This is a genomic window from Streptomyces sp. NBC_00483 (assembly GCF_036013745.1).
Lineage (GTDB): Bacteria > Actinomycetota > Actinomycetes > Streptomycetales > Streptomycetaceae > Streptomyces.
This window is the reverse complement of the sequence record NZ_CP107880.1, coordinates 5,018,995-5,042,179: the sequence shown is the minus strand read 5'-3', so window position 1 is coordinate 5,042,179 and position 23,185 is coordinate 5,018,995. Positions and strand designations below refer to the sequence as shown.

The following is a 23,185-nucleotide window of genomic DNA, read 5'->3' as shown; positions in this document are numbered from 1 at the left end:
CCAGCGAGAGAGCGTGCCCTGTGGCTGACGTACCTGCCGATCTTGCCGCAGTGTGGCCACGAGTTCTGGAGCAACTCCTCGGGGAAGACCGCGGGCAGGGCGTCGAGACGAAGGACGAACACTGGATCCGGCGCTGTCAGCCGTTGGCGCTCGTCGCCGACACCGCGCTGCTCGCCGTTCCGAACGAATTCGCCAAGGGCGTACTCGAGGGCCGGTTGGCCCCGGTCGTCAGCGAAACCCTCAGCCGCGAGTGCGGCCGCCCCATCCGGATCGCGATCACCGTCGACGACTCCGTGGGTGAGCCGCCCGCCCCCACACCTCCACCGGCCCCGCAGCACCGCTACGAGACCCCCGAGCCGCAGCCGTCCCCCGGCCAGCCGCGCGACGCCTTCGACAAGCGGGAGACGTACGAGAGCCGGGAGACCTACGAGGGCTACGAGCGCCGCGGCGCCGACGAGCACGGCCAGGGCCCGCGGGCCGAGCAGCCCCCGGCACCCCGGCCCGACCAGCTCCCGACCGCCCGCCCCGCCTACCCGGACTACCAGCGTCCCGAGCCGGGCGCCTGGCCGCGTCCGCAGCAGGACGAGTACAACTGGCAGCAGCCCCGGCTCGGTTTCCCGGAGCGGGACCCGTACGCGACGCCCACACAGCAGCCGCAGCACGACTACCGGCAGCAGGAACGGTCGCCCTACGAGCAGGAGCGCGGTCGCTACGACCAGCAGCAGGAGCGCCCCCCGTACGAGCAGAAGGGGGACGGTCGCCCCTCTTATGAGGACCGTTCCTCCTACGAGGACCGCTCCTCCTATGAAGAGCGACCTTACGAAGACCGTTCCTACGGGGACCGCTCTTCTTATGAAGAGCGGTCGTCCTATGAGGAGCGCGGTTCCTACGAGCCTTCGCGCGAGCGGCAGCAGCGGCGTGAGCCCGGCAAGCCCACGATGGGCGGCCGTCCGAACCAGGACGGCGGGCACGGCACCCGTGGTGTGCCCAGTGGAGCGCCCGGCCCCCTGGCGGCCCAGCCCGCGCCGGCGACTCGCCCCGGTGAGCCGACGGCGCGCCTGAACCCCAAGTACCTCTTCGACACGTTCGTCATCGGCGCGTCGAACCGCTTCGCGCACGCGGCCGCGGTCGCCGTCGCCGAAGCGCCGGCCAAGGCGTACAACCCCCTGTTCATCTATGGGGAGTCGGGCCTCGGCAAGACCCACCTGCTGCACGCCATCGGGCACTACGCGCGCAGCCTCTATCCGGGCACGCGCGTGCGGTACGTGAGCTCGGAGGAGTTCACCAACGAGTTCATCAACTCGATCCGAGACGGCAAGGGCGACTCCTTCCGTAAGCGGTACCGCGAGATGGACATCCTTCTGGTCGACGACATCCAGTTCCTCGCGGACAAGGAGTCGACGCAGGAGGAGTTCTTCCACACCTTCAACACGCTCCACAACGCGAACAAGCAGATCGTGCTGTCCAGTGACCGGCCGCCCAAGCAGTTGGTGACCCTGGAGGACCGGCTGCGCAACCGGTTCGAGTGGGGCCTGATCACGGACGTCCAGCCACCGGAGCTGGAGACCCGTATCGCCATCCTTCGTAAGAAGGCGGTACAGGAGCAGCTCAACGCGCCTCCGGAAGTCCTCGAGTTCATCGCGTCCCGCATCTCGCGCAACATCCGTGAGCTGGAAGGGGCGTTGATCCGCGTCACGGCGTTCGCGTCGCTCAATCGACAGCCTGTGGACCTGGGACTGACGGAGATCGTCCTCAAGGACCTGATCCCCGGTGGCGAGGACGCGGCCCCCGAGATCACGGCCTCGGCCATCATGGCGGCGACCGCGGACTACTTCGGGCTCACCGTGGAGGACCTCTGCGGATCCTCGCGCAGCCGCGTCCTGGTGACGGCCCGGCAGATCGCGATGTACCTGTGCCGTGAGCTGACCGACCTGTCGCTGCCGAAGATCGGCGCTCAGTTCGGCGGCCGCGACCACACGACCGTGATGCACGCGGACCGCAAGATCCGCGCGCTGATGGCCGAACGGCGCTCCATCTACAACCAGGTCACCGAGCTCACCAACCGCATCAAGAACGGCTGACAGCGGACCGGTTACGAACCGCAGGGCGCTTCGGGAACGACTCCCGGAGCGCCCTTTTCGTGCCTCCGGAGCGCCCTTCTCGTGCCTGCGGACGGCCCGCGGACGTGTCCGGGGTCGTGTCAGCCACCGGTTCAAGGACACCGCGCGCTCGCCCGGTGTTCGATTCGCAGCCGCGTTACGGGTGTTCTCCACAGATCTGCCGGGTTTTTGCGATCCACACCCTGGGGACCGGAAAGTTGTCCAGACTGTGTCCACAGCACCCCCGGCTGACAGGGCATCAAGGCAGGTCAGACGGCTGTGGATTCGTGGAAAAGTGATCTCCACAGACTGTGGAGAGATTTTTTATCCACAGGCTGTGCATGACGTTGTCCACCGGCAACCCACAGGCTCGCGGCCGTTGTGCACAGCGATCAAGAGCTTCTCCACACGGCTGTCCACTGTTCGGCAACGCAACGCGCCATCTCACCTCCGCGAGTGAAAGGCGTCACACCAAGGTGGTCGGTTGGGCTGGGGAGAACCGGGGTAAAGCTGGGGACAGCGCTGGGGAGAAGTGGCCCAAGGCTGTGCATCGAGTGTGCAGAACTTTCCGCCGTCCACAGCGAAGGCCGGTTGTCCACCGCCTCGGCCCACAGGCCCGGTGGACAAAAAACCGCCTCTGACCTGCGCTTTAGAGGTTATCCACGGTTTCCACAGCCCCTACTACTACGTCCAACTAGTAAGAGCTGGGAATTCGTTTCGAAGACGGGGCTGTGCACAACTCGCTCCCGGCACCTCGACCTCGGTTCGGCGCGACTTGACCGAGGCAGGCAACGACTGTCAGTGCCGTGCGTCAGACTGTTCCCCGGTGCTCTTCCCATCAGCGGGCTGAGCGACACCACGTCTGCCGATGCAGACGGCAGACCGAAGACCAAGCAGGGCGAGAGCAGCCAGCAACAGCAGGAGGCGGCTTACGGTGAAGATCCGGGTGGAACGCGACGTACTCGCGGAGGCGGTGGCCTGGGCGGCGCGCAGCCTCCCGGCACGACCGCCTGCGCCCGTCCTCGCGGGCCTTCTGCTGAAGGCCGAGGAGGGCGCACTCAGCCTGTCGAGCTTCGACTACGAGGTTTCGGCACGCGTATCGGTGGACGCGGAGATCGACGAGGAAGGCACGGTGCTCGTCTCCGGTCGCCTGCTCGCCGACATCTGCCGCGCTCTGCCCAACCGTCCGGTGGAGATCTCCACAGACGGTGTACGAGCGACCGTTGTCTGCGGTTCCTCGCGATTCACACTCCACACGCTTCCTGTGGAGGAGTACCCGGCGCTGCCGCAGATGCCGACCGCCACGGGCACCGTCCCGGGTGAGGTCTTCGCAGCTGCCGCTTCGCAGGTGGCCATCGCGGCCGGCCGCGACGACACGCTGCCCGTCCTCACCGGTGTGCGCATCGAGATCGAGGGCGACACGGTGACGCTGGCGTCCACGGACCGCTACCGCTTCGCCGTCCGCGAGTTCCTGTGGAAGCCGGAGGACCCGGAGGCCTCCGCGGTCGCCCTGGTGCCCGCCAAGACGCTCCTGGACACCGCCAAGGCGCTCACGAGCGGTGACACGGTCACGCTGGCGCTCGCCGGTTCCGGTGCGGGCGAGGGCCTCATCGGCTTCGAGGGCGCGGGCCGCCGCACCACGACCCGCCTTCTCGAGGGCGACCTGCCGAAGTACCGCACGCTGTTCCCGACGGAGTTCAACTCCGTGGCCGTCATCGAGACCGCCCCCTTCGTGGAGGCCGTCAAGCGTGTGGCCCTCGTCGCCGAGCGCAACACCCCGGTGCGGCTCAGCTTCGAGCAGGGCGTGCTCATCCTGGAGGCCGGCTCCAGCGACGACGCACAGGCTGTGGAAAGGGTCGACGCCAACCTGGAGGGCGACGACATCTCGATCGCCTTCAACCCGACCTTCCTGCTCGACGGCCTGAGTGCCATCGACTCCCCGGTCGCCCAGCTGTCGTTCACGACGTCCACCAAGCCCGCGCTGCTCTCCGGCAAGCCGGCCGTGGACGCCGAGGCGGACGACGCGTACAAGTACCTGATCATGCCGGTGCGGCTCTCCGGCTGAGGACCTTGAGGGGCAGGCCGCTCGGGTTCGCCTGAGCGGCTTTGTCCACAGGTGTGCGGGAGCGTCCGGGTTTAGGCTCGGACGCAGGTACGGGACGCCACGCGCGCGTGCTCTCGTACCGCCCCCGCACCACCTCACGCCTCGTCGCAACGTAAGGAACCACTGATGGAGCTCGGTCTCGTCGGCCTCGGCAAGATGGGCGGCAACATGCGCGAGCGCATCCGCCGCGCGGGCCACACCGTCTTCGGCTACGACCGCAACCCGGACCTCGCGGACGTCCACAGCCTCGAGGAGCTTGTGGGCAAGCTCAAGGGCCCGCGCGTGGTGTGGGTGATGGTCCCGGCCGGCGCCGCGACCCAGTCCACGGTCGACGAGCTCGGCGAACTGCTCGAGCCCGGCGACGTCGTCGTCGACGGCGGCAATTCGCGCTGGACGGACGACGAGAAGCACGCCGAGGAGCTCGCGGCCAAGGGCATCGGCTTCGTCGACTGCGGCGTCTCAGGCGGCGTCTGGGGCCTGGAGAACGGGTACGCGCTGATGTACGGCGGCGGCCCCGACGACGTGGCGAAGGTTCAGCCGGTCTTCGACGCCCTGAAGCCGGAGGGCGACTTCGGCTCCGTGCACGCGGGCAAGGTCGGCGCGGGCCACTTCGCGAAGATGGTTCACAACGGCATCGAGTACGCGATGATGCAGGCCTACGCCGAGGGCTGGGAGCTCCTGGAGAAGGTCGACTCCGTGGACAACGTCCGCGAGGTCTTCCGCTCCTGGCAGGAGGGCACGGTCATCCGTTCCTGGCTGCTCGATCTCGCGGTCAACGCCCTCGACGACGACCAGCACCTGGACAAGCTGCGCGGTTACGCACAGGACTCCGGCGAGGGCCGCTGGACTGTGGAAGCCGCCATCGACAACTCCGTGCCGCTGCCGGCGATCACCGCGTCGCTCTTCGCGCGCTTCTCCTCCCGCCAGGAGGACTCGCCGCAGATGAAGATGATCGCGGCGCTGCGCAACCAGTTCGGCGGCCACGCCGTCGAGAAGAAGTAATCCACACCTGTAGAAACCCGCTGTTCAGAACTCTGGGGGAGGTCGGCCCACGACCATGCACGTCACGCATCTGTCGCTGGCCGACTTCCGCTCGTACACCCGGGCCGAGGTTCCTCTCGACCCGGGTGTCACCGCGTTCGTGGGCCCGAACGGGCAGGGCAAGACGAACATCGTCGAGGCCGTCGGCTACCTCGCCACGCTCGGCAGTCACCGGGTCTCCTCGGACGCTCCGCTGGTGCGCATGGGCGCCGAGCGCGCCGTGATCCGGGCGCAGGTACGCCAGGGCGAGCGCCAGCAGCTCGTCGAGCTGGAGCTGAACCCTGGCAAGGCGAACCGCGCCAGGATCAACAGGTCCTCGCAGGTCAAGCCGCGTGACGTGCTGGGGATCGTACGGACGGTGCTGTTCGCGCCCGAGGACCTGGCCCTGGTGAAGGGCGACCCCGGCGAGCGCCGGCGCTTCCTCGACGAGCTGGTCACCGCGCGCTCGCCCCGGATGGCGGGCGTGCGCTCCGATTACGACCGCGTCCTGAAGCAGCGCAACACGCTCCTGAAGACCGCGGCGCTCGCGCGGCGGCACGGCGGGCGCTCCATGGACCTGTCCACGCTCGACGTGTGGGACCAGCACATCGCGCGCGCGGGCGCGGAACTCCTCGCGCAGCGGCTCGACCTGATCGCGACGCTGCAGCCGCTGGCCGACAAGGCGTACGAGCAGCTGGCGCCCGGCGGCGGGCCGATCGCCCTGGAGTACAAGCCCTCGTCCCCCGAACTCGTCGGGCACGCGCGCGAGGAGCTGTACGAGCAACTTCTCGCCGCCCTCGAAGGGGCGCGCAAGCAGGAGATCGAGCGGGGCGTCACGCTGGTCGGCCCGCACCGCGACGAACTGGTCCTCAAGCTCGGCCAGCTGCCCGCCAAGGGCTATGCGAGCCACGGCGAGTCCTGGTCGTACGCGCTGGCGCTGCGCCTGGCCTCGTACGACCTGCTGCGGGCCGAGGGGAACGAGCCGGTGCTCGTCCTCGACGACGTCTTCGCCGAGCTGGACGCGCGCCGCAGGGAGCGCCTGGCGGAGCTTGTGGCGCCCGGAGAGCAGGTTCTCGTCACGGCCGCCGTCGACGACGACGTGCCGGGCGTGCTGGCGGGCACCCGCTACGCGGTGTCGGACGGAACGGTGGAGCGACTGTGAGCGCCGACGAATCCCCCGAAGGTGCGAAGGGTCCGCGAGAACCAAAAGGCGATCCCGAGCCTTCTGGTGTCGACCTGGCCCGCGTCGCCCTACGTGCGGCGAAAGAGGCGGCACGCGCGCGTGGTGACTCCGCGCAGCAGAAGAAGCAGGCGCGGCGCGGCGGCGGGCTGAGGTCCGGTGCGCGCTCCGACGGGCGGGATCCGATGGGGCTCGGCCCCGCCATCAACCGGCTGATCACCGAGCGCGGCTGGGAGACACCGGCCGCGGTCGGCGGCGTCATGGGGCGCTGGCCGCAGATCGTCGGCGAGGACCTCGCCAAGCACTGTGTTCCGCAGACGTACGACGAGGACGAGCGGGTCCTGGTGGTGCAGTGCGATTCGACGGCCTGGGCGACACAGGTGCGGATGCTGGCTCCGCAGCTGGTCAGGCGGTTGAACGAGGATCTCGGGCACGGCGCCGTGCGGCGCATCGACATCAAGAATCCCGGCGGCGGCCCGCGCCGCTACGGCCCCTTGCGGGCCCCCGGAAGCACGGGTCCCGGCGACACCTACGGGTGAGCTATCGGCCGCTGTAGCTGGTGGTTCACACCTCGAAGCGCTGAGTGCCGCTGTGAGCCTCTCGGGGCCCCGCTCCGCATAGGGGGAGTCGGGCGAGTCCGGTTGAGGGCGGCACATGAGGACTCAGGCACCGCCAAACCCCCATCTATGTCCGAGCTACCGGTACACTGGGAGACAATCCCGCCCCACTTGTGGGACGCACCGAGCAACGCTGATCAGGGCTTACCGAACAAACACGCCGCAGCCGCTCCGGCCACCAACCGGGAGCTTGGCTTGTGCTGTGCCAGAAAGGGCGCTTCGTGGCCGATTCCGGCAACCCCAACGAGAACATCCCGTCCACCGACGCCGAAGAGCACGTCGAGGCCACAGAGGCCTCGTACGACGCCAGTGCGATCACCGTCCTCGAAGGGCTGGACGCGGTCCGCAAGCGACCCGGCATGTACATCGGCTCGACCGGTGAGCGTGGCCTTCACCACATGGTGCAGGAGGTCGTGGACAACTCCGTCGACGAGGCCCTGGCGGGTCACGCGGACACGATCGACGTCACGATCCTGCCCGACGGCGGCGTCCGCGTCGTCGACAACGGCCGTGGCATCCCCGTGGGCATCATCCCCTCCGAGGGGAAGCCCGCGGTCGAGGTCGTGCTCACCGTCCTGCACGCGGGCGGCAAGTTCGGAGGCGGCGGCTACGCCGTCTCCGGTGGTCTGCACGGCGTGGGCGTCTCCGTCGTCAACGCTCTGTCCACGAAGGTCTCCGTCGAGATCAGGACCGAGGGCCACCGCTGGACGCAGGAGTACAAGGCCGGCGTTCCGACGGCGCCGCTGGCGAAGCACGAGGCCACCGAGGAGACCGGCACCGCGGTCACCTTCTGGGCCGACGGCGACATCTTCGAGACCACCGAGTACTCCTTCGAGACGCTGTCGCGGCGCTTCCAGGAGATGGCCTTCCTCAACAAGGGCCTGAGGATCAACCTCACGGACGAGCGCGACATCGCGAAGGCCACGGCCGGAGCGGACACGAACGAGGCGGGCGACGACACGGCCTTCGAGCCGCGTTCGGTGTCGTACCACTACGAAGGCGGCATCGTCGACTTCGTGAAGTACCTCAACTCCCGCAAGGGTGAGGTCGTTCACCCCTCCGTGATCGACATCGAGGCCGAGGACAAGGAGAAGCTCCTTTCCATCGAGGTCGCGATGCAGTGGAACACCAGCTACAGCGAGGGCGTCTACTCCTTCGCCAACGTGATCCACACGCACGAGGGCGGCACGCACGAAGAGGGCTTCCGCGCCGCGCTGACCGGTCTCATCAACCGGTACGCGCGCGACAAGAAGCTGCTGCGCGAGAAGGATGACAACCTCACGGGCGACGACATCCGCGAGGGTCTGACGGCGATCATCTCGATCAAGCTGAGCGAGCCGCAGTTCGAGGGCCAGACCAAGACCAAGCTGGGCAACACCGAGGCGAAGACCTTCGTCCAGAAGGTCGTCTACGAGCACCTCCAGGACTGGCTCGACCGGAACCCCGTCGAGGCCACGGACATCATCCGTAAGTCCATCCAGGCGGCTACCGCGCGCGTGGCGGCCCGCAAGGCCCGTGACCTGACCCGTCGCAAGGGCCTCCTGGAGACGGCGTCCCTGCCGGGCAAGCTCTCCGACTGCCAGTCGAACGACCCGACCAAGTGCGAGATCTTCATCGTCGAGGGTGACTCCGCCGGCGGCTCGGCCAAGTCCGGCCGTGACCCGATGTACCAGGCCATCCTGCCGATCCGAGGCAAGATCCTGAACGTCGAGAAGGCGCGCATCGACAAGATCCTGCACAACCAGGAGATCCAGGCGCTGATCTCGGCCTTCGGCACCGGAGTCCACGAGGACTTCGACATCGAGAAGCTCCGCTATCACAAGATCATCCTGATGGCGGACGCCGACGTCGACGGCCAGCACATCAACACCCTGCTGCTGACCTTCCTGTTCCGCTTCATGCGGCCGCTCGTCGAAGCCGGCCACGTGTTCCTGTCGCGCCCGCCGCTCTACAAGATCAAGTGGGGTCGCGACGACTTCGAGTACGCGTACTCGGACCGTGAGCGCGACGCCCTGATCGAGATGGGCAGGCAGGCAGGCAAGCGGACCCGTGACGACTCGGTCCAGCGCTTCAAGGGTCTCGGTGAGATGAACGCCGAGGAGCTGCGCATCACGACCATGGACCAGGAGCACCGCGTGCTCGGCCAGGTCACCCTGGACGACGCCGCCCAGGCCGACGACCTGTTCTCGGTCCTCATGGGCGAGGACGTCGAGGCCCGCCGCTCGTTTATCCAGCGCAACGCCAAGGACGTCCGCTTCCTCGACATCTGAGTCGGTCTCAGCTGACCGCACAGAAAGGATCTTGACCAGCAATGGCCGACGAGAACACCCCCACGCCGCCGCCCGAAGAGAACGTGGACGGCAGCGCCATCGCGATGCGCATCGAGCCCGTCGGGCTCGAGACGGAGATGCAGCGCTCCTACCTGGACTACGCGATGTCCGTCATCGTGTCCCGCGCGCTGCCCGACGTACGCGACGGTCTCAAGCCCGTTCACCGCCGCGTCCTGTACGCCATGTACGACGGCGGCTACCGGCCCGAGAAGGGCTTCTACAAGTGCGCCCGCGTCGTCGGTGACGTCATGGGTAACTACCACCCGCACGGCGACTCCTCGATCTACGACGCCCTGGTCCGCCTGGCCCAGCCGTGGTCGATGCGCATGCCGCTGGTGGACTCCAACGGAAACTTCGGCTCTCCGGGCAACGACCCCGCGGCCGCCATGCGCTACACCGAGTGCAAGATGGCGCCGCTGTCCATGGAGATGGTCCGTGACATCGACGAGGAGACCGTCGACTTCACGGACAACTACGACGGCCGCTCCCAGGAGCCCACCGTCCTGCCGGCCCGCTTCCCGAACCTGCTCGTCAACGGTTCGGCGGGTATCGCGGTCGGCATGGCCACCAACATCCCGCCGCACAACCTGCGCGAGGTAGCGGCCGGCGCCCAGTGGTGCCTGGAGAACCCGGAGGCCTCGCACGAGGAGCTCCTGGACGCCCTCATCGAGCGCATCAAGGGCCCCGACTTCCCGAGTGGTGCCCTCGTAGTGGGCCGCAAGGGCATCGAGGAGGCGTACCGCACCGGCCGTGGCTCCATCACGATGCGCGCGGTCGTCGCGGTCGAGGAGATCCAGAACCGCCAGTGCCTGGTCGTCACGGAGCTGCCCTACCAGACCAACCCGGACAACCTCGCCCAGAAGATCGCCGACCTCGTGAAGGACGGCAAGGTCGGTGGCATCGCGGACGTCCGCGACGAGACGTCGTCCCGTACGGGCCAGCGCCTGGTCATCGTCCTGAAGCGGGACGCGGTCGCCAAGGTCGTGCTGAACAACCTGTACAAGCACACCGATCTGCAGACGAACTTCGGCGCCAACATGCTGGCGCTGGTCGACGGCGTCCCGCGCACGCTGTCGCTCGACGCGTTCATCCGGCACTGGGTGGCGCACCAGATCGAGGTCATCGTCCGCCGGACGAAGTTCCGCCTGCGCAAGGCGGAGGAGCGCGCCCACATCCTGCGTGGCCTCCTGAAGGCCCTGGACGCCATCGACGAGGTCATCGCGCTCATCCGGCGCAGTGACACCGTCGACGTCGCTCGCGGGGGCCTCATGGAGCTCCTGGAGATCGACGAGATCCAGGCGAACGCCATCCTCGAGATGCAGCTGCGCCGACTGGCCGCCCTGGAGCGCCAGAAGATCGTCCAGGAGCACGACGAGCTCCAGGTGAAGATCAACGAGTACAACGCGATCCTGGCCTCGCCCGAGCGGCAGCGGCAGATCGTCAGCTCGGAACTGCAGCAGATCGTCGACAAGTTCGGCGACGACCGCCGCACCAAGCTGGTGCCCTTCGAAGGCGACATGTCCGTCGAGGACCTGATCGCCGAAGAGGACATCGTCGTCACCATTTCGCGTGGCGGTTACGTCAAGCGCACCAAGACGGACGACTACCGCTCCCAGAAGCGCGGCGGCAAGGGTGTGCGCGGCACGAAGCTCAAGGAAGACGACATCGTCGACCACTTCTTCGTGTCGACGACGCACCACTGGTTGCTCTTCTTCACCAACAAGGGACGCGTCTACCGCGCGAAGGCGTACGAACTTCCGGACGCCGGGCGGGACGCGCGCGGCCAGCACGTCGCGAACCTGCTCGCCTTCCAGCCGGACGAGGCGATCGCCGAGATCCTCGCGATCCGCGACTACGATGCGGTGCCCTACCTGGTCCTCGCCACGAAGGCCGGCCTCGTCAAGAAGACGCCTCTGAAGGACTATGACTCGCCGCGCTCCGGCGGTGTCATCGCCATCAACCTCCGCGAGGCGGCGGACGGTTCGGACGACGAGCTGATCGGTGCCGAGCTGGTCTCTTCCGAGGACGACCTGCTGCTCATCAGTAAGAAGGCGCAGTCCATCCGGTTCACCGCCACGGACGACGCACTGCGTCCGATGGGGCGTGCCACGTCGGGCGTCAAGGGCATGAGCTTCCGCGAGGGAGACGAACTGCTCTCGATGAATGTCGTGCGTGCCGGTACTTTCGTCTTCACCGCCACCGACGGTGGGTACGCGAAGCGGACCAACGTCGACGAGTACCGCGTCCAGGGTCGCGGTGGCCTCGGTATCAAGGCCGCCAGGATCGTGGAGGACCGCGGAGAGCTCGTCGGCGCCCTGGTGGTCGAGGAGACCGACGAGATCCTCGCCATCACGCTGTCCGGCGGTGTGATTCGTACGCGAGTCAACGAGGTCAGGGAGACGGGCCGTGACACCATGGGCGTCCAACTGATCAACCTGGGCAAGCGCGATGCCGTCGTCGGCATCGCTCGTAACGCCGAGGCCGGCCGTGAGGCGGAGGAAGTCGACGGTGACGTCGCGCAGGACGCGGACGGTACCGAGATCGACGACACCACCGCGGGCGAGACGGCCGTCGAAACGGACGAGGGCGGACAGTCCTCGGCCGAGTAGCGCGAGGAGTGAGTCATCGTGAGCGGAGCCACGGGCGCAGGCTCTACCGGGACATCCACCGGTACGGATACTGAGAGCGGCCGTGGCTCCGCTCACGACGTCGATGACGTCAAAGGCTCAACCGACTCGACCGACTCGAACGAGTCTCATGGATCCCAGGGGGGAACTGTGACGGACACCCGAGGTCCGCAGACCCAGCAGTACGCGGCCGGTGGCAGCGATGCCAGCGGTGCCCTGCCGGGCGAGAGGCCGCAGCAGCCGGCCCAGCCGTATCACCCGCCGCAGGCGTACCAGAACGCCCCGGACGCGGTCCGCAGGCCGCGCACGGGGGCGCGCACCACCCCGCGTACGCGCAAGGCCCGTCTGCGGGTCGCCAAGGCGGACCCGTGGTCGGTGATGAAGGTCAGCTTCCTGCTCTCCATCGCGCTCGGCATCTGCACGATCATCGCGGCCGCCGTGCTGTGGATGGTCATGGACGCCATGGGGGTCTTCTCCACGGTCGGCGGCACGATCTCCGAGGCCACGGGCTCGAACGAGTCCAACGGCTTCGACCTGCAGTCGTTCCTGTCGCTGCCGCGCGTCCTGATGTTCACGACGGTCATCGCCGTCATCGACGTCGTGCTGGCCACCGCCCTGGCGACGCTCGGCGCGTTCATCTACAACCTGTCCGCGGGCTTCGTCGGCGGCATCGAGCTCACGCTCGCCGAGGACGAGTGACCGTTCCCGCGGCTTGCTGAGGTCTGAAAGACCCGCTGGTGGGCGGGCCAGGACTATCGATTTTGGGACTGGCCCCCCAGTGCGCTAATCTTCAGGAGTCAGCGCGCGGGACACACACCGCAGAGCGCGGCGGGGCTATAGCTCAGTTGGTTAGAGCGCATCCCTGATAAGGATGAGGCCACAGGTTCAAATCCTGTTAGCCCCACATCATGAGGACCCTCAAGCGGAAACGCTTGGGGGTCTTCTGCGTGTGCAGTGCGGGGCGGGCGGACGTGCCGCGGACATGCCGATGGGCCCGCGCAGCCGTAGGGGATGGCTGGGGCCTCGTTCGACAGTCCTGCTCTTCTGTTGTTGTGCGGCGCTGTTGTGCGTACCGGCTTTCTGGCTCTGCTGTGTTGCTCGGCTGTGCGTCTCTGCAGGGTTTTTCTGCAGGGCGTCTCTACAGCGTTGCTATGCAGCGTGGCTGTGCAGCACGGCTCTGTTGTGCGGTCTTGCCTTGTCCGGGCGTTGTGCGCCCGGCTGTTCCGTCTTTGCTGCGGTCGTGCGGTCCTGCTGTTCCGGCTTCTTCGTCTGCTGCGTGGTGCGGTCTACAGCTGCGAGGCCAGGGTCTCGGCCGCCAGGTGGCTGTCGGCGTTGCGCTGCTCGGTGTCGGCCGGCGGGCGGTGGCGGGCGCTCGGGGAGGAACCGTGGGCCTCGGCGCGGATGCGCTGCTTCATCGTCGGTGGCAGGGACCGCTTGAGCGACCAGTACGGGCGGGCCGCCGCAGGAGCGGGGGCGCTGATCGCCGCCGCGGGCTGGGTCTTCTCCGTCTGCTGAGCCGGAGTGGCCGCGGTGGCCGGGGAGGTGAGTCCGAGCGCCGAGAAGAGCGCAATGAATGTGGAGATGATGACGGTCCACAGCGTCATGACCTTCTGCTTGGTCATGGCCCCTCGCTTTCAGGTTGGGCGATTTGCGTACTTTCCTCATGATGTGGATGGGGACCCGGGAGTGCGGGACCGACGCTCGCGGGGCGTCGATATTCAGATGAACACCACTCGGATGGGCGCAAACGGCCGTTTCTGCTCCGTTTCTACTGCGGTCTTCAAGGGGTGAGTTGAGGTGGATCCAGGTCACCGATCGGTATCGATCGGTGTGTATAGTCGGGCGCCAGAAGTCCCCCTACGTCAAAGGAAAGACGAGGTCGCGCGGTGAAGAAGCTTCTCCTGGTCGCACTGGCCGCCATCGGCGGGCTCCTCGTGTACCGCCAGATCCAGGCGGATCGCGCCGAGCAGGATCTGTGGACGGAGGCGACTGACTCCGTGCCCACGGGTTCGTGAGTATCGACAACAGTCTCTTCATAGGGCCCCGGTCGCAGCAGCGGCCGGGGCTTTGTGCTGTCCGGGGCACCTTTACGTATGCGATTGCGTGGCGGGAAACCGTCGGGCGCCGGACACCGCCCGGAGCGGAACGGCAGGATGACCGTCCATGGGGAGACTCCTGAGGCGGCTGAGGAAGGGGCGGCGCGGCCGGGGCCCGGCGAGGGGCGCTGCCGGGGCGGGGCTGTGCGCGGCCCTGGTTCTGGCGCTGCCGGGGACGGCGACGGCGGTGACGGGGAACGGCGACCCGTATGACTTCGCCAAGGGCGCCCGGACTGTCGACGGGGCGCCCAGCGGCGCGACGGCGGCACAGCTCAAGACGGGTGTGATCTACCGGAGTTCGCTCGCGGCGGGGGACGGCGTCACCTCCTACTACCGCGTCGAGCTGGACGGGGCCGCCACCGCGTACGCCTCGGTCGTGGCCGTCCCGCCGCTCGGCTCGGGCGTGAAGGCGGCGCCCGCGGACGGCATCGCGGTGTCGTTGCGGGACGGCCAGGGAAATCAGTGCGATGCGGAGCGTGCGACGTTCCGCTCCGGCTCCTATCCGCGGCCGATCGCGGCGGCGGTGGAGCGTTCCGTACGTCCAGGAGGGCCCCGGTGCCAGTCGGCGGGGACGTACTACGTGGCCGTGGAGCGGACGGCGGCGGCCGGGTCGAGCGATCGGGACTGGGGGCTCGAACTGCGGGTGGCCACCGAGCCGGGGCTGGTGTCCGCCGCCCCCGGCGCGAGTGCGCGGACTTGGCCGTCGGAGCCGGCGGCGCTGCCGTCGGGGACGGGCGCGCGGCGCAGCGGGGGAACCGGGTTCAACGATGCGAGGGCGCTGGCGTCCGGCGCGTGGAAGGACCGGATCGGGCCGGGGCAGAGCCACTTCTACCGGGTGCCGGTGGACTGGGGGCAACAGCTCTCCCTCGGCGTCGAATTGGACGGTTCGGCGGGTGGCGGCACCCGGCGGGAAGCGGTGCCGGGGGCGCTCGACATGGAGCTGTACAACCCCGCGCGGGCGCCGGTGGCGGCGAAGGGGGCCGCGTACTCGGGTGGCAAGACGTCGGCCACGTTCGACCCGCTGCCGCCCGTGGCGTACGGGAATCGGCTGTTGTCGCGCGACGACGAGGCGGCGATGGGGCTCGCCGGCTGGTACTGGCTCAAGGTCACGCTCAATCCGGCGATGGCGGAGCAGGCCGGGGGCCTCGGGATGACGTTGCGGGTGGCCGTCGACGGGGCGGCGAAGCAGGCGCCCGACTATGTGCGGGATCCGGGGGAGTTCCAGGTGACGAGCGCGGATCTGGCTGCCGCCGAGCGGGGGGAAGGTGGGGTGGCGTGGGACTTCGGCGCCGGCTCGGGGTCTGGCTCCAGGTCCGGCTCCGGCTCCGGCTCGGGTTCTGATCCGGGCTCTGGTGCCGACTCGGGTTCGGATTCTGGTTCTGCGAGTGGGCGTGGTGGGGCTTCCGGTGGTGCGGTGGCTTCGTCCGATACGTCGCCGGGGGGCGACCTGATGACGTTGGTGGGGGTGGCCGGGGTCGGGACCGGGAGTGCGCTGGTGCTGTGGCTGGCGGTGTGGCGGGTGCTCGCCGTGCGGAAGGTGCGGCGGGCGCAGGGCTGAGCGGGGCGGGCTCCGGGCGCGGGTGGACCCGTCAGGGACGGGTCAGTGCCCAGATGCCCACCGCGAAACAGGCCAGAGCCAGGAGCAACACCGGGATCGTCACCCTCGCGGGTGGTCCTGGCCGGGGACGGGGAACTTCTCCGTCACCCGATGCGTACAGAGAGTGATGGGCCTGGGGAGGGTCGAGCGGGGAGGGGGCGGACGGGTGCGGGGCAAGAAGCGATGGTTCGGCGGCCGGTTCCGGAGCGGGGTCGGGTGTGGGCTCGTCGAGTACGGGTTCGGGGGCGGGCGTCGGCTCCGGGGTAAGCGGTGGCGGGGTGGGCTCGACCGGCGGCGGGGCGTGCGTGGCTGGTGGCCTGGGGCCGGCCGGCGGCGAGGTGTGCGTGGACGGTGGCATGGCGCGGCTGATCGGTGGCGGGGTGAGGCCGGTGGGTGGCTCCGGAGGCATCTCGGGCACGGGAGGAATCCGGGGTGCCGGGGGCACGGCTGGAGCCGGTGGAGCCGAGGGCGTGGGGGACGCCAAGGCCTCGGGGGGAGCCGAAGGCCGTGGTGGGAGCGGGGTGTTGGTGGGTGGTGGCGGAACATGCGGAACTTGTGGAACATGCGGCACCGAGGGGCCCGTACCGGCCCCTTGGCCCGCCGAGCCCGATCCCTGCCCGACCGAGCCTGCTCTCTGCCCCGCCGAGCCCGATCCCTGCCCGGCCGAGCCCGCCCCCTGCCCGACCGAGCCCACTCCCTGCCCCGCCGAGCCCGTCCAGTGAGCCGAGGAGTGGGCGTCTCGCCCTGCCGTCAGCTGCTCGTGCACCGACGTCTCCGCCCGGTACGGCGAAGGGCCGATTCCGTGCCCTGCCGCTCCATGCACCGCCGCTCCATACCCCGCCCCATCGGCCCCGCCTGCCGGGAGACCTGTCTCGCTCGCCGGCGTTCCCGCACCGCTCACCGGGCGGGCCCGGCGGCCCCGTACCGCCGGGCCGCCGGGGCCGAAGCCCGGGGGAAGGGGGCCGAGTTGGTCGAAGACCTCGATCAGCTCGTCGTCGGGGCCCGGCTCCGGGAGGAGTTCGGCGGCGGCGAGAAGGGCCTTGCGGGCGCCCGTCGCGGTGCGGAAGCGGGCATCGGGATCCGGCTGCAGCAGACCGGCGAGGACGCCCCACAGCGGGCCGGGAACGCCCTGCGGAGCCCGCGGGGTGCCGTGTTCCTCGAAGTGTTCGATCAGCGCCTTGGAGTCGGGCCTGGCGCCCTCGAGGAGATAGAGCGCGACGAGCCCCGCGGCGAACAGGTCCGCGGGGAAGTCGGGCTCCGCGCCCATCTCCTGTTCGGGCGCGAAGTACCCCGGCGTGCCCACCACATAGTCCGCCTCCGTCAGGCGTGGCTCGCCCTTGCGCATCGCGATGCCGAAGTCGGACACGCGCAGATGCGGCAGCCCGGTGCCGGTGGCCTCGAGCAGGAGGTTGGCGGGCTTGATGTCGCGGTGCACCACGCCTTCGGCGTGCACGGCGGTGAGCCCGGAGAGGAGCTGGTCGAGGAGAAGGCAGGCGAACTGGGGCGGCAGCGGCCCGTAGTCCGCGACGAGATGGACGAGCGAGCCGCCGGCGACCAGGTCCATGGTGAAAAGGACCTTGTCGTCGTCCGCCGCCCAGCTGGCCGGGGCCAGGACGTGCGGATGGTCGATGCGCAGCGCCTGCTCCCGCACGAAGCGCAGCAGGGTGTGGGCATCGGACTGCTGCAGTACCTTCGCCGCCACATAGCGGCGGCGCCGGTGGTCCCAGGCGCGCCAGACCGCGCCCACTCCCCCGCGGCCGATCGGATCGGCCAGTTCGTACCGGCCGGCGAAGACCTCACCCATGGTCGAGCGTTGCTCCCCTCCCGGAGCCGGACACGGCGCCGCGCCAGGCGGGGGTCAGCTCTGGTGCGACTGGTAGTGGGCGACCGCGTCGGAGGTGCGCCCCGCGCCGTACACCCGGAGGAACTCTGCCAGTTCGGGGTGGCTGGGGGCGAGCGAGTCCGCCGCGTCGATGATGTCGCTCGCGGCCGAGACGGAGCGCAGCAGCGACTGGATCTCACGCACCACGCGCTTCACCGTCGGCGCGCCCGAACTGTTCGTCGACTGCCCGGTGTTGCTGAGCACCGACCCACCCTGCGACTTCTTGATCTCGTCCATCCGCTCGGTGGCCTCGGCCGCGCTGACGCTGCCGTCGGCCACCTGTCCCGCGAGCGACTGCAGCAGCTGCACACGCTGCACCACGGCAGGATTGCCGATCTTTGCGCGCTGACCGCTCATCAGCTGCGACAGCATGGGGGCGGAAAGCCCGAGCACTCCCGCGAGGCGGGCCTGGTTGAGCCCCAGGTCCTCGATCAGCCGACGGAAGAGCGCCCCCAGCGGCTCCCCGTACCAGTTCCGCTGGAGCTCTCTGGCTCTTGCGGTGGCTTCCTGCTGTGCGGCATCCATTGCGTCTCCCCATCGCTTCCCCAAGTACGGTCCTTCGCTGCCGCGAAGCACGTGGGGGCATCTTACGGAGAGTGGTCGCCCGCCGGGACCCCCAATCTTTTTGCAGGATTCAGGGGGTGACCCGGTACTCTGGTCTGCGGTGCCGAACCGGAGCATGAACATTCCGGTGGGACGCATCGTTTTCGGGGCCTTAGCTCAGTTGGTAGAGCGCTGTCTTTGCATGGCAGATGTCAGGGGTTCGACTCCCCTAGGCTCCACAGCAAAAAGCCCCTCCGGTCAGGTTCTCCCTGGTCGGAGGGGCTTTCGCCGTATCTGGCGTCAGCGCTCGTCCTGCACAGACGTGTCCGCCTCGGCCTGCTTCGCCTCTACTTCCGGGTCGAGGACGTCCCGACCGCTGCCGTCGACGGAGGTCAGCGGAGCGCTGTCGGGGACCTCGGTGGCGGCCGGCGGCTCCACCAGCCAGTCCGGGTTGGCCTGCTTGTCCCACCACTTCCACGCGGCGAACGCGCCGCCCGCGAGGATGCCGAGTACGACGAGACGCTTGGCGATACGGCCGGAGCGGGCGCGGCGCTCGTGCTTGCGCACCAGCTTGCGGATCTCCTTCGGCGAGACCTCGCCGCGGAGTCCTGAGTAGGCCGCGCTGCTGCGGGCCACGGCCTCCTTGCGGGCGGGCTCGGACGCGGCCACCGCCTGCTCGATGCGCGGCTTGGAATACGCCGCGGCCTGCCGGGCAGCCTCACGGGTGCGGGTCGCCGCGTCGTGCGCGGCCTGGTCGAGCTTCGGCGGGACATGCGTCCGTGCCTGCTCGAGGCGCGGAGCGAGGTGCGTGTCGTACTGGGCGCGCGCCTGGTGCGCGGCCTGCGAAACCTTGGGCCCGAGCGCGACGCGCGCCTCCTGCGCGTACGTCGTGGCCCGGTCCTTGGCCGACTCGGCGTAGGGCGCCACCACTTCCGCGGCATGCAGCACGCTGTCCTTCGCCGAGCCGGTCGCGGCACGCACGCTGTCGATGCGGGTCACGGGATCCTCCTCCTCGGTGGCGTACAGGTTTTTCACCTTTCCACCCTTTCGCGGATCATGCCTGCCAGGAGTGTCAATGCGGTGGTAAGGCTTGGTACGGCTTGATAAAGGGACTTGGCGACGACAATGCCACGGATCGCGGCGGGGCGCGCCTCTTCGACTACGAGTAGACCGGTTTTCGGCTGCTGAAACCCCACGCACAACCCTGACAAGTCCGTCCGGGGCCGTCGGGGGTGCGTCGTGCGAGGATCGGGGGGCACAAATGTCAACGGAAGGCAGATCGTGGCCGAGCAGCTGTACGCCACTCTCAGGACCAACCAGGGCGACATCGAGGTCCGGCTGCTGCCGAACCACACTCCCAAGACGGTCAAGAACTTCGTGGAGCTCGCCAAGGGCGAGCGTGAATGGACCAACCCGGAGACCGGGGAGAAGTCCACGGCACCCCTCTACGACGGCACGATCTTCCACCGCGTCATCGGCGGCTTCATGATCCAGGGCGGCGACCCGCTGGGCAACGGCACGGGCGGCCCGGGCTACCAGTTCGAGGACGAGTTCCACCCCGACCTGGCCTTCACCAAGCCGTACCTGCTGGCGATGGCCAACGCGGGGCCCGGTACGAACGGTTCGCAGTTCTTCATCACCGTCTCGCCCACCGCCTGGCTGACCCGCAAGCACACGATCTTCGGTGAGGTCGTCGACGAGGCCAGCCAGAAGATCGTCGACGCGATCGCCGGTACGCAGACCAACCCGCGCACCGACCGGCCGGTCAACGACGTGGTCATCGAGGCCGTCTCCGTAGAGACCCGGTAGTCCCGCAGGGAACCAATACGCCCCGCCGTCCGTCGCCTGTTCGTAGGCACGGGGGCGGGGCGGTGCGTTGCGCAGCCGCGCGGCGCCGACGTCACCGCATCCGATCACTCGATCCGAGACCCGAGACCCGAGACCTGAGACCCGAGGGGACGACCGCCATGGACCAGGCGCCCGGCAGCCCGCAGGAACCGAAGGACGCCGAGGGCCTGCCCGGCTGCTACCGGCACCCGGACCGCCCGACCGCCATCAGCTGCACCCGCTGCGAGCGGCCCATCTGCCCCGAGTGCATGGTCAGCGCGTCCGTCGGATTCCAGTGCCCGGAGTGTGTGCGCAGCGGCTCGGGGACCGGGCACGCGCCGAGCGCGAACCAGCCGAGGACCATGGCGGGCGGCACGATCACCTCCGATCCGCGTCTGGTCACCAAGGTGCTGCTCGGGCTCTGCGTGGCCGTGTTCGTGGTGCAGATGACGGTCGGCGAGCGGTTCACCGAGCGGTTCGAGATGCTCGGACTCGCCTGGGTGCCCGACCTCGGCGGCCTCGAAGGCGTGGCGGAGGGGCAGTGGTACCGGCTGCTCACCGCGATGTTCCTGCACGGCTCCTATGTCCACATCGCCTTCAACATGCTCAGCCTGTGGTGGATCGGCGGCCCGCTGGAGGCGGCCCTCGGCCGCGCCCGCTACATCGCGCTGTATCTGGTCTCGGGTCTGGCGGGCAGCGCCCTGACCTATCTGCTCTCCGCGCAGAACCAGCCCTCGCTCGGCGCCTCGGGAGCGATCTTCGGTCTGTTCGGCGCGACGGCGATCCTGATGCGGCGCCTCAACTACGATCTGCGGCCGGTCATCGCGCTGCTCGTGATCAACCTGATCTTCACGTTCAACCCGGCCTTCAACATCGCCTGGCAGGCGCACATCGGCGGCCTCGTCGGCGGTCTGATCGTCGGCTACGCCATGGTCCACGCCCCGCGAGAGCGTCGGGCGCTCGTGCAGTACGGGACCTGTGCGCTGGTTCTGATCGCCGTGCTGGTCACCGTCGTCGTCAGGACCGCGCAGCTCACCTGAGCCCGGTTGTCCACGGATGATGACCGGGGTTGTCCACAGCGTGTGCCGGATCTTGTGCATCCTGTGGGGAACAGCTGTGCCCCTCGTCGTCAACCCGGGTTTGACCAGGAGGGACAAGGGGCGAACAGGTGGTCGACTGGAGTCGATCCAGTCACACCGGCGTCAACACTCAGTGGGTTATCCACAGATCATGCGACCTTTTCCACGGCTGTGGAAAATCGCCGAAAGTCTGTGGATAACTCAGTGGATAGCTCAGGGCAGAGCTACTTCCACGGCTACTTCCACAGCCGCGGCAGGGCTACTTCCACTGGGTGGAGACGCCGAAGCCTCCGGCGATGAAGCCGAAGCCCACGACGATGTTCCAGTTGCCGAGCGCCTTGATGGGCAGCGTGCCGTCGGCCACGTAGAAGATGACGATCCAGACGAGCCCGATGAGGAACAGCGCCAGCATTACCGGTGCCACCCAACCGCGGTTGGTCAGCTTGATATTGGCTGCCTGCTTCGACGCCGTCGGCGGCGTGTAGTCGGCCTTCTTGCGGATACGTGACTTCGGCACGAGGGTCTCTCCTGTCGATGCGCTGCGTGGCCGCGCAGAGTACGTGGGCTGGCTCCGGAGCAGCGTACAAGGGGAAGTTGTGGGGATTCCCCGTGCTCCTCCGGGCGTCCGTTAGCGTAGTGCTTCCGTGGCGTCGAAGGAGATAAGGGTACGTTGAGCAATTCCGTCGACCCTGCCAAGAGTTCCGCCCGTGGGCGCCTGCGGCCCGTGCGGTTGCTCACCATTGGCGTTTTCGCGCTCGCCGGCCTCATCTTTTTCACCAGTTTCAATACGGCCAAGGGCACCAATATCCGGACGGACGGGTCCCTGCTGAAGCTCTCGGACCTCATCCAGGAGCGCAGCCGCAAGAACAAGGACCTGGAAGCGGTCAACGGCGGGGTCCGCGGCGACGTCGAGCGCCTCGCCGAGCGCGACAACGGCTCCACCAAGGCCGACGACGAGAAGGTGGACGCCCTGGAGAAGGCGTCCGGGACGAAGAAGCTGAAGGGTGAGGCGATCTCCGTCACACTCGACGACGCCCCGCCGAACGCCGCCCCCAAGCTCCCCGGCTACCCCGACCCCCAGCCCAACGACCTGGTCATCCACCAGCAGGACCTGCAGGCCGTGGTGAACGCCCTGTGGCACGGCGGCGCCAAGGGCATCAAGGTCATGGACCAGCGCCTCATCTCCACGTCCGCCGTCCGCTGCGTCGGCAACACCCTGATCCTCCAGGGCCGGGTCTACTCGCCCCCGTACAAGATCACCGCAGTCGGGGACCCGGAGAAGCTGAAGCAGGCGGTCGCGGCCTCGCCCGAGATCCAGAACTACATGCTGTACGTCAACGCGTACGGGCTCGGCTGGAAAGTGGAGGACGACGGGGCGATGACTCTTCCCGGTTACTCGGGCACAGTGGATCTCCACTACGCGAAGCCCGTGAACTAGCCATGGAGTAGCCGCCGTACTGGGGGGCCTGTGTCGGTACGTGTCGCCATCAGGACATTCAGCGAACTCTGTATCACCGTCGGCGCCTTGATCGTGCTGTTCGTCGCGTATGTGCTGTTCTGGACCGGTGTGAAGGCTGACAGCGCCATGGGCAGCCAGATCGACGACCTCCAGGACCAGTGGGCGAAGCGGCCGGTGGCCAGTGCGGCGCCCGATGACCGGACCAGTGCGGCGCCGCCGGAGCAGGGCCCGTACAAGGACGGCAAGCCCTTCGGTGTGATGTACATCCCGCGGCTTGGTTTCACGTGGAACAAGCCCGTCCTCCAGAACACGAAGGTCGACACCCTCAAGAAGGGGCTCGGGCACTACGCCGGCACGGCCCGGCTCGGGGAGAAGGGGAACTTCGCGGTCGCCGGCCATCGGCGCACGTACGGCGACCCGTTCAAGGACTTCCCCAAGCTCAGGCCGGGTGACCCGGTGGTGCTCACCGACGGGACCACGTGGTTCACGTACGTCATCGACACCAAGCCGTACAAGACGCTGCCCAGCGATGTCGGAGTGATCGACCCGGTGCCGCGCAAGTCCGGTTACCAGGAGCCGGGGCGCTATCTGACGCTGACGACGTGTGAGCCGGAGTGGGGCCACAGTCACCGTCTGATCGTCTGGGCGCATCTCGATGCCACTCAGCCTGTGGAGGCAGGCAAACCGAAAGCGCTACGCCGTTAGTCTGGTGCCGTAATCGCAGA

19 protein-coding genes and 2 tRNA genes are annotated in these 23,185 nt (G+C 68.5%); 16 read left to right on the top strand and 5 right to left on the bottom strand.

What is annotated here, in order from left to right; genetic code table 11:
• The first annotated feature begins 20 nt into the window (after positions 1–20).
• The 9 genes from dnaA to OHA73_RS22405 all read left to right on the top strand — a co-directional run bounded on the left by dnaA (position 21) and on the right by OHA73_RS22405 (position 12,881).
• Positions 21–2,081, top strand: a complete 2,061-nt coding sequence (gene dnaA, locus OHA73_RS22445) for a chromosomal replication initiator protein DnaA (protein ID WP_267069884.1) — start codon at positions 21–23, stop codon at positions 2,079–2,081.
• A gap of 952 nt (positions 2,082–3,033) precedes the next feature.
• Positions 3,034–4,164, top strand: coding sequence for a DNA polymerase III subunit beta (dnaN, locus tag OHA73_RS22440; protein WP_266711965.1), 1,131 nt, complete (start codon positions 3,034–3,036; stop codon positions 4,162–4,164).
• A gap of 165 nt (positions 4,165–4,329) precedes the next feature.
• Positions 4,330–5,205, top strand: a complete 876-nt coding sequence (gene gnd / locus OHA73_RS22435; RefSeq protein ID WP_266711963.1) for a phosphogluconate dehydrogenase (NAD(+)-dependent, decarboxylating) — start codon at positions 4,330–4,332, stop codon at positions 5,203–5,205.
• Between the two features lie 55 nt (positions 5,206–5,260).
• Positions 5,261–6,385: a DNA replication/repair protein RecF gene (gene recF / locus OHA73_RS22430; protein ID WP_266711961.1), complete on the top strand. Its 1,125-nt coding sequence runs from the start codon at positions 5,261–5,263 to the stop codon at positions 6,383–6,385.
• Complete coding sequence (locus OHA73_RS22425) at positions 6,382–6,942, top strand: DUF721 domain-containing protein (protein ID WP_267069885.1); 561 nt, start codon at positions 6,382–6,384, stop codon at positions 6,940–6,942. The genes recF and OHA73_RS22425 overlap by 4 nt, the downstream gene beginning before the upstream one ends.
• Positions 6,943–7,241: 299 nt before the next feature.
• On the top strand, positions 7,242–9,290 hold the full coding sequence (gene gyrB / locus OHA73_RS22420; protein ID WP_267069886.1) for a DNA topoisomerase (ATP-hydrolyzing) subunit B: 2,049 nt from the start codon (positions 7,242–7,244) through the stop codon (positions 9,288–9,290).
• Between the two features lie 41 nt (positions 9,291–9,331).
• Positions 9,332–11,959 carry a DNA gyrase subunit A gene (gyrA, locus tag OHA73_RS22415; RefSeq protein WP_266711955.1) on the top strand — a complete coding sequence of 876 codons (2,628 nt, stop codon included), beginning with the start codon at positions 9,332–9,334 and terminating at the stop codon, positions 11,957–11,959.
• 18 nt (positions 11,960–11,977) lie between these two features.
• Positions 11,978–12,676 (top strand): DUF3566 domain-containing protein, encoded by a 699-nt coding sequence (locus OHA73_RS22410; RefSeq protein ID WP_266711953.1) that lies wholly within the window; start codon positions 11,978–11,980, stop codon positions 12,674–12,676.
• Positions 12,677–12,807: 131 nt separating this feature from the next.
• Positions 12,808–12,881: transfer RNA gene (locus tag OHA73_RS22405), tRNA-Ile, on the top strand.
• A 382-nt stretch (positions 12,882–13,263) separates the two neighbouring features.
• Here the strand turns inward: OHA73_RS22405 and OHA73_RS22400 are convergent.
• Positions 13,264–13,599 carry a DUF6344 domain-containing protein gene (locus OHA73_RS22400; protein WP_266711951.1) on the bottom strand — a complete coding sequence of 112 codons (336 nt, stop codon included), beginning with the start codon at positions 13,597–13,599 and terminating at the stop codon, positions 13,264–13,266.
• A 264-nt stretch (positions 13,600–13,863) separates the two neighbouring features.
• On the opposite strand from OHA73_RS22400, the gene OHA73_RS22395 reads away from it, so the two are divergent.
• Entirely contained in the window at positions 13,864–13,992 is a 129-nt protein-coding gene (locus OHA73_RS22395) for a DLW-39 family protein (RefSeq protein ID WP_003999697.1), read from the top strand.
• 148 nt (positions 13,993–14,140) lie between these two features.
• Positions 14,141–15,631: a hypothetical protein gene (locus OHA73_RS22390; RefSeq protein ID WP_267069887.1), complete on the top strand. Its 1,491-nt coding sequence runs from the start codon at positions 14,141–14,143 to the stop codon at positions 15,629–15,631.
• Positions 15,632–15,662: 31 nt separating this feature from the next.
• Here the strand turns inward: OHA73_RS22390 and OHA73_RS22385 are convergent, their stop codons facing one another.
• Both OHA73_RS22385 and OHA73_RS22380 read right to left on the bottom strand, forming a co-directional pair.
• The gene (locus tag OHA73_RS22385) at positions 15,663–17,474 is read right to left on the bottom strand and encodes a serine/threonine-protein kinase (protein ID WP_267069888.1); all 1,812 of its coding nucleotides are present in this window, start codon (positions 17,472–17,474) and stop codon (positions 15,663–15,665) included.
• 54 nt (positions 17,475–17,528) lie between these two features.
• Entirely contained in the window at positions 17,529–18,077 is a 549-nt protein-coding gene (locus OHA73_RS22380; RefSeq protein WP_266711945.1) for a helix-turn-helix domain-containing protein, read from the bottom strand.
• Positions 18,078–18,261: 184 nt separating this feature from the next.
• On the opposite strand from OHA73_RS22380, the gene OHA73_RS22375 reads away from it, so the two are divergent.
• Positions 18,262–18,334, top strand: a tRNA-Ala gene (locus OHA73_RS22375).
• A gap of 61 nt (positions 18,335–18,395) precedes the next feature.
• Here OHA73_RS22375 and OHA73_RS22370 read toward each other — a convergent pair.
• The gene (locus OHA73_RS22370; RefSeq protein WP_266718727.1) at positions 18,396–19,094 is read right to left on the bottom strand and encodes a DUF5324 family protein; all 699 of its coding nucleotides are present in this window, start codon (positions 19,092–19,094) and stop codon (positions 18,396–18,398) included.
• A gap of 282 nt (positions 19,095–19,376) precedes the next feature.
• On the opposite strand from OHA73_RS22370, the gene OHA73_RS22365 reads away from it, so the two are divergent.
• On the top strand, positions 19,377–19,904 hold the full coding sequence (locus OHA73_RS22365) for a peptidylprolyl isomerase (protein WP_266711943.1): 528 nt from the start codon (positions 19,377–19,379) through the stop codon (positions 19,902–19,904).
• A gap of 158 nt (positions 19,905–20,062) precedes the next feature.
• Positions 20,063–20,962 carry a rhomboid family intramembrane serine protease gene (locus OHA73_RS22360; protein ID WP_267069889.1) on the top strand — a complete coding sequence of 300 codons (900 nt, stop codon included), beginning with the start codon at positions 20,063–20,065 and terminating at the stop codon, positions 20,960–20,962.
• Between the two features lie 298 nt (positions 20,963–21,260).
• Here OHA73_RS22360 and crgA read toward each other — a convergent pair whose 3' ends face one another.
• On the bottom strand, positions 21,261–21,518 hold the full coding sequence (gene crgA / locus OHA73_RS22355; RefSeq protein WP_266711939.1) for a cell division protein CrgA: 258 nt from the start codon (positions 21,516–21,518) through the stop codon (positions 21,261–21,263).
• 153 nt (positions 21,519–21,671) lie between these two features.
• On the opposite strand from crgA, the gene OHA73_RS22350 reads away from it, so the two are divergent.
• Both OHA73_RS22350 and OHA73_RS22345 read left to right on the top strand, forming a co-directional pair.
• Positions 21,672–22,439 (top strand): DUF881 domain-containing protein, encoded by a 768-nt coding sequence (locus tag OHA73_RS22350; protein ID WP_267069890.1) that lies wholly within the window; start codon positions 21,672–21,674, stop codon positions 22,437–22,439.
• A 30-nt stretch (positions 22,440–22,469) separates the two neighbouring features.
• Positions 22,470–23,165: a class E sortase gene (locus OHA73_RS22345; protein ID WP_267069891.1), complete on the top strand. Its 696-nt coding sequence runs from the start codon at positions 22,470–22,472 to the stop codon at positions 23,163–23,165.
• Positions 23,166–23,185 lie beyond the last annotated feature (20 nt).

Excerpts from the sequence above, each read along its gene's own strand:
- gnd (WP_266711963.1), top strand. The coding sequence starts at position 4,330 with ATGGAGCTCGGTCTCGTCGGCCTCGGCAAGATGGGCGGCAACATGCGC.
- OHA73_RS22360 (WP_267069889.1), top strand. The coding sequence starts at position 20,063 with ATGGACCAGGCGCCCGGCAGCCCGCAGGAACCGAAGGACGCCGAGGGC.
- OHA73_RS22400 (WP_266711951.1), bottom strand. The coding sequence starts at position 13,599 with ATGACCAAGCAGAAGGTCATGACGCTGTGGACCGTCATCATCTCCACA.
- recF (WP_266711961.1), top strand. The coding sequence starts at position 5,261 with ATGCACGTCACGCATCTGTCGCTGGCCGACTTCCGCTCGTACACCCGG.
- OHA73_RS22385 (WP_267069888.1), bottom strand. The coding sequence starts at position 17,474 with ATGGGTGAGGTCTTCGCCGGCCGGTACGAACTGGCCGATCCGATCGGC.
- OHA73_RS22390 (WP_267069887.1), top strand. The coding sequence starts at position 14,141 with ATGGGGAGACTCCTGAGGCGGCTGAGGAAGGGGCGGCGCGGCCGGGGC.
- gyrA (WP_266711955.1), top strand. The coding sequence starts at position 9,332 with ATGGCCGACGAGAACACCCCCACGCCGCCGCCCGAAGAGAACGTGGAC.
- OHA73_RS22380 (WP_266711945.1), bottom strand. The coding sequence starts at position 18,077 with ATGGATGCCGCACAGCAGGAAGCCACCGCAAGAGCCAGAGAGCTCCAG.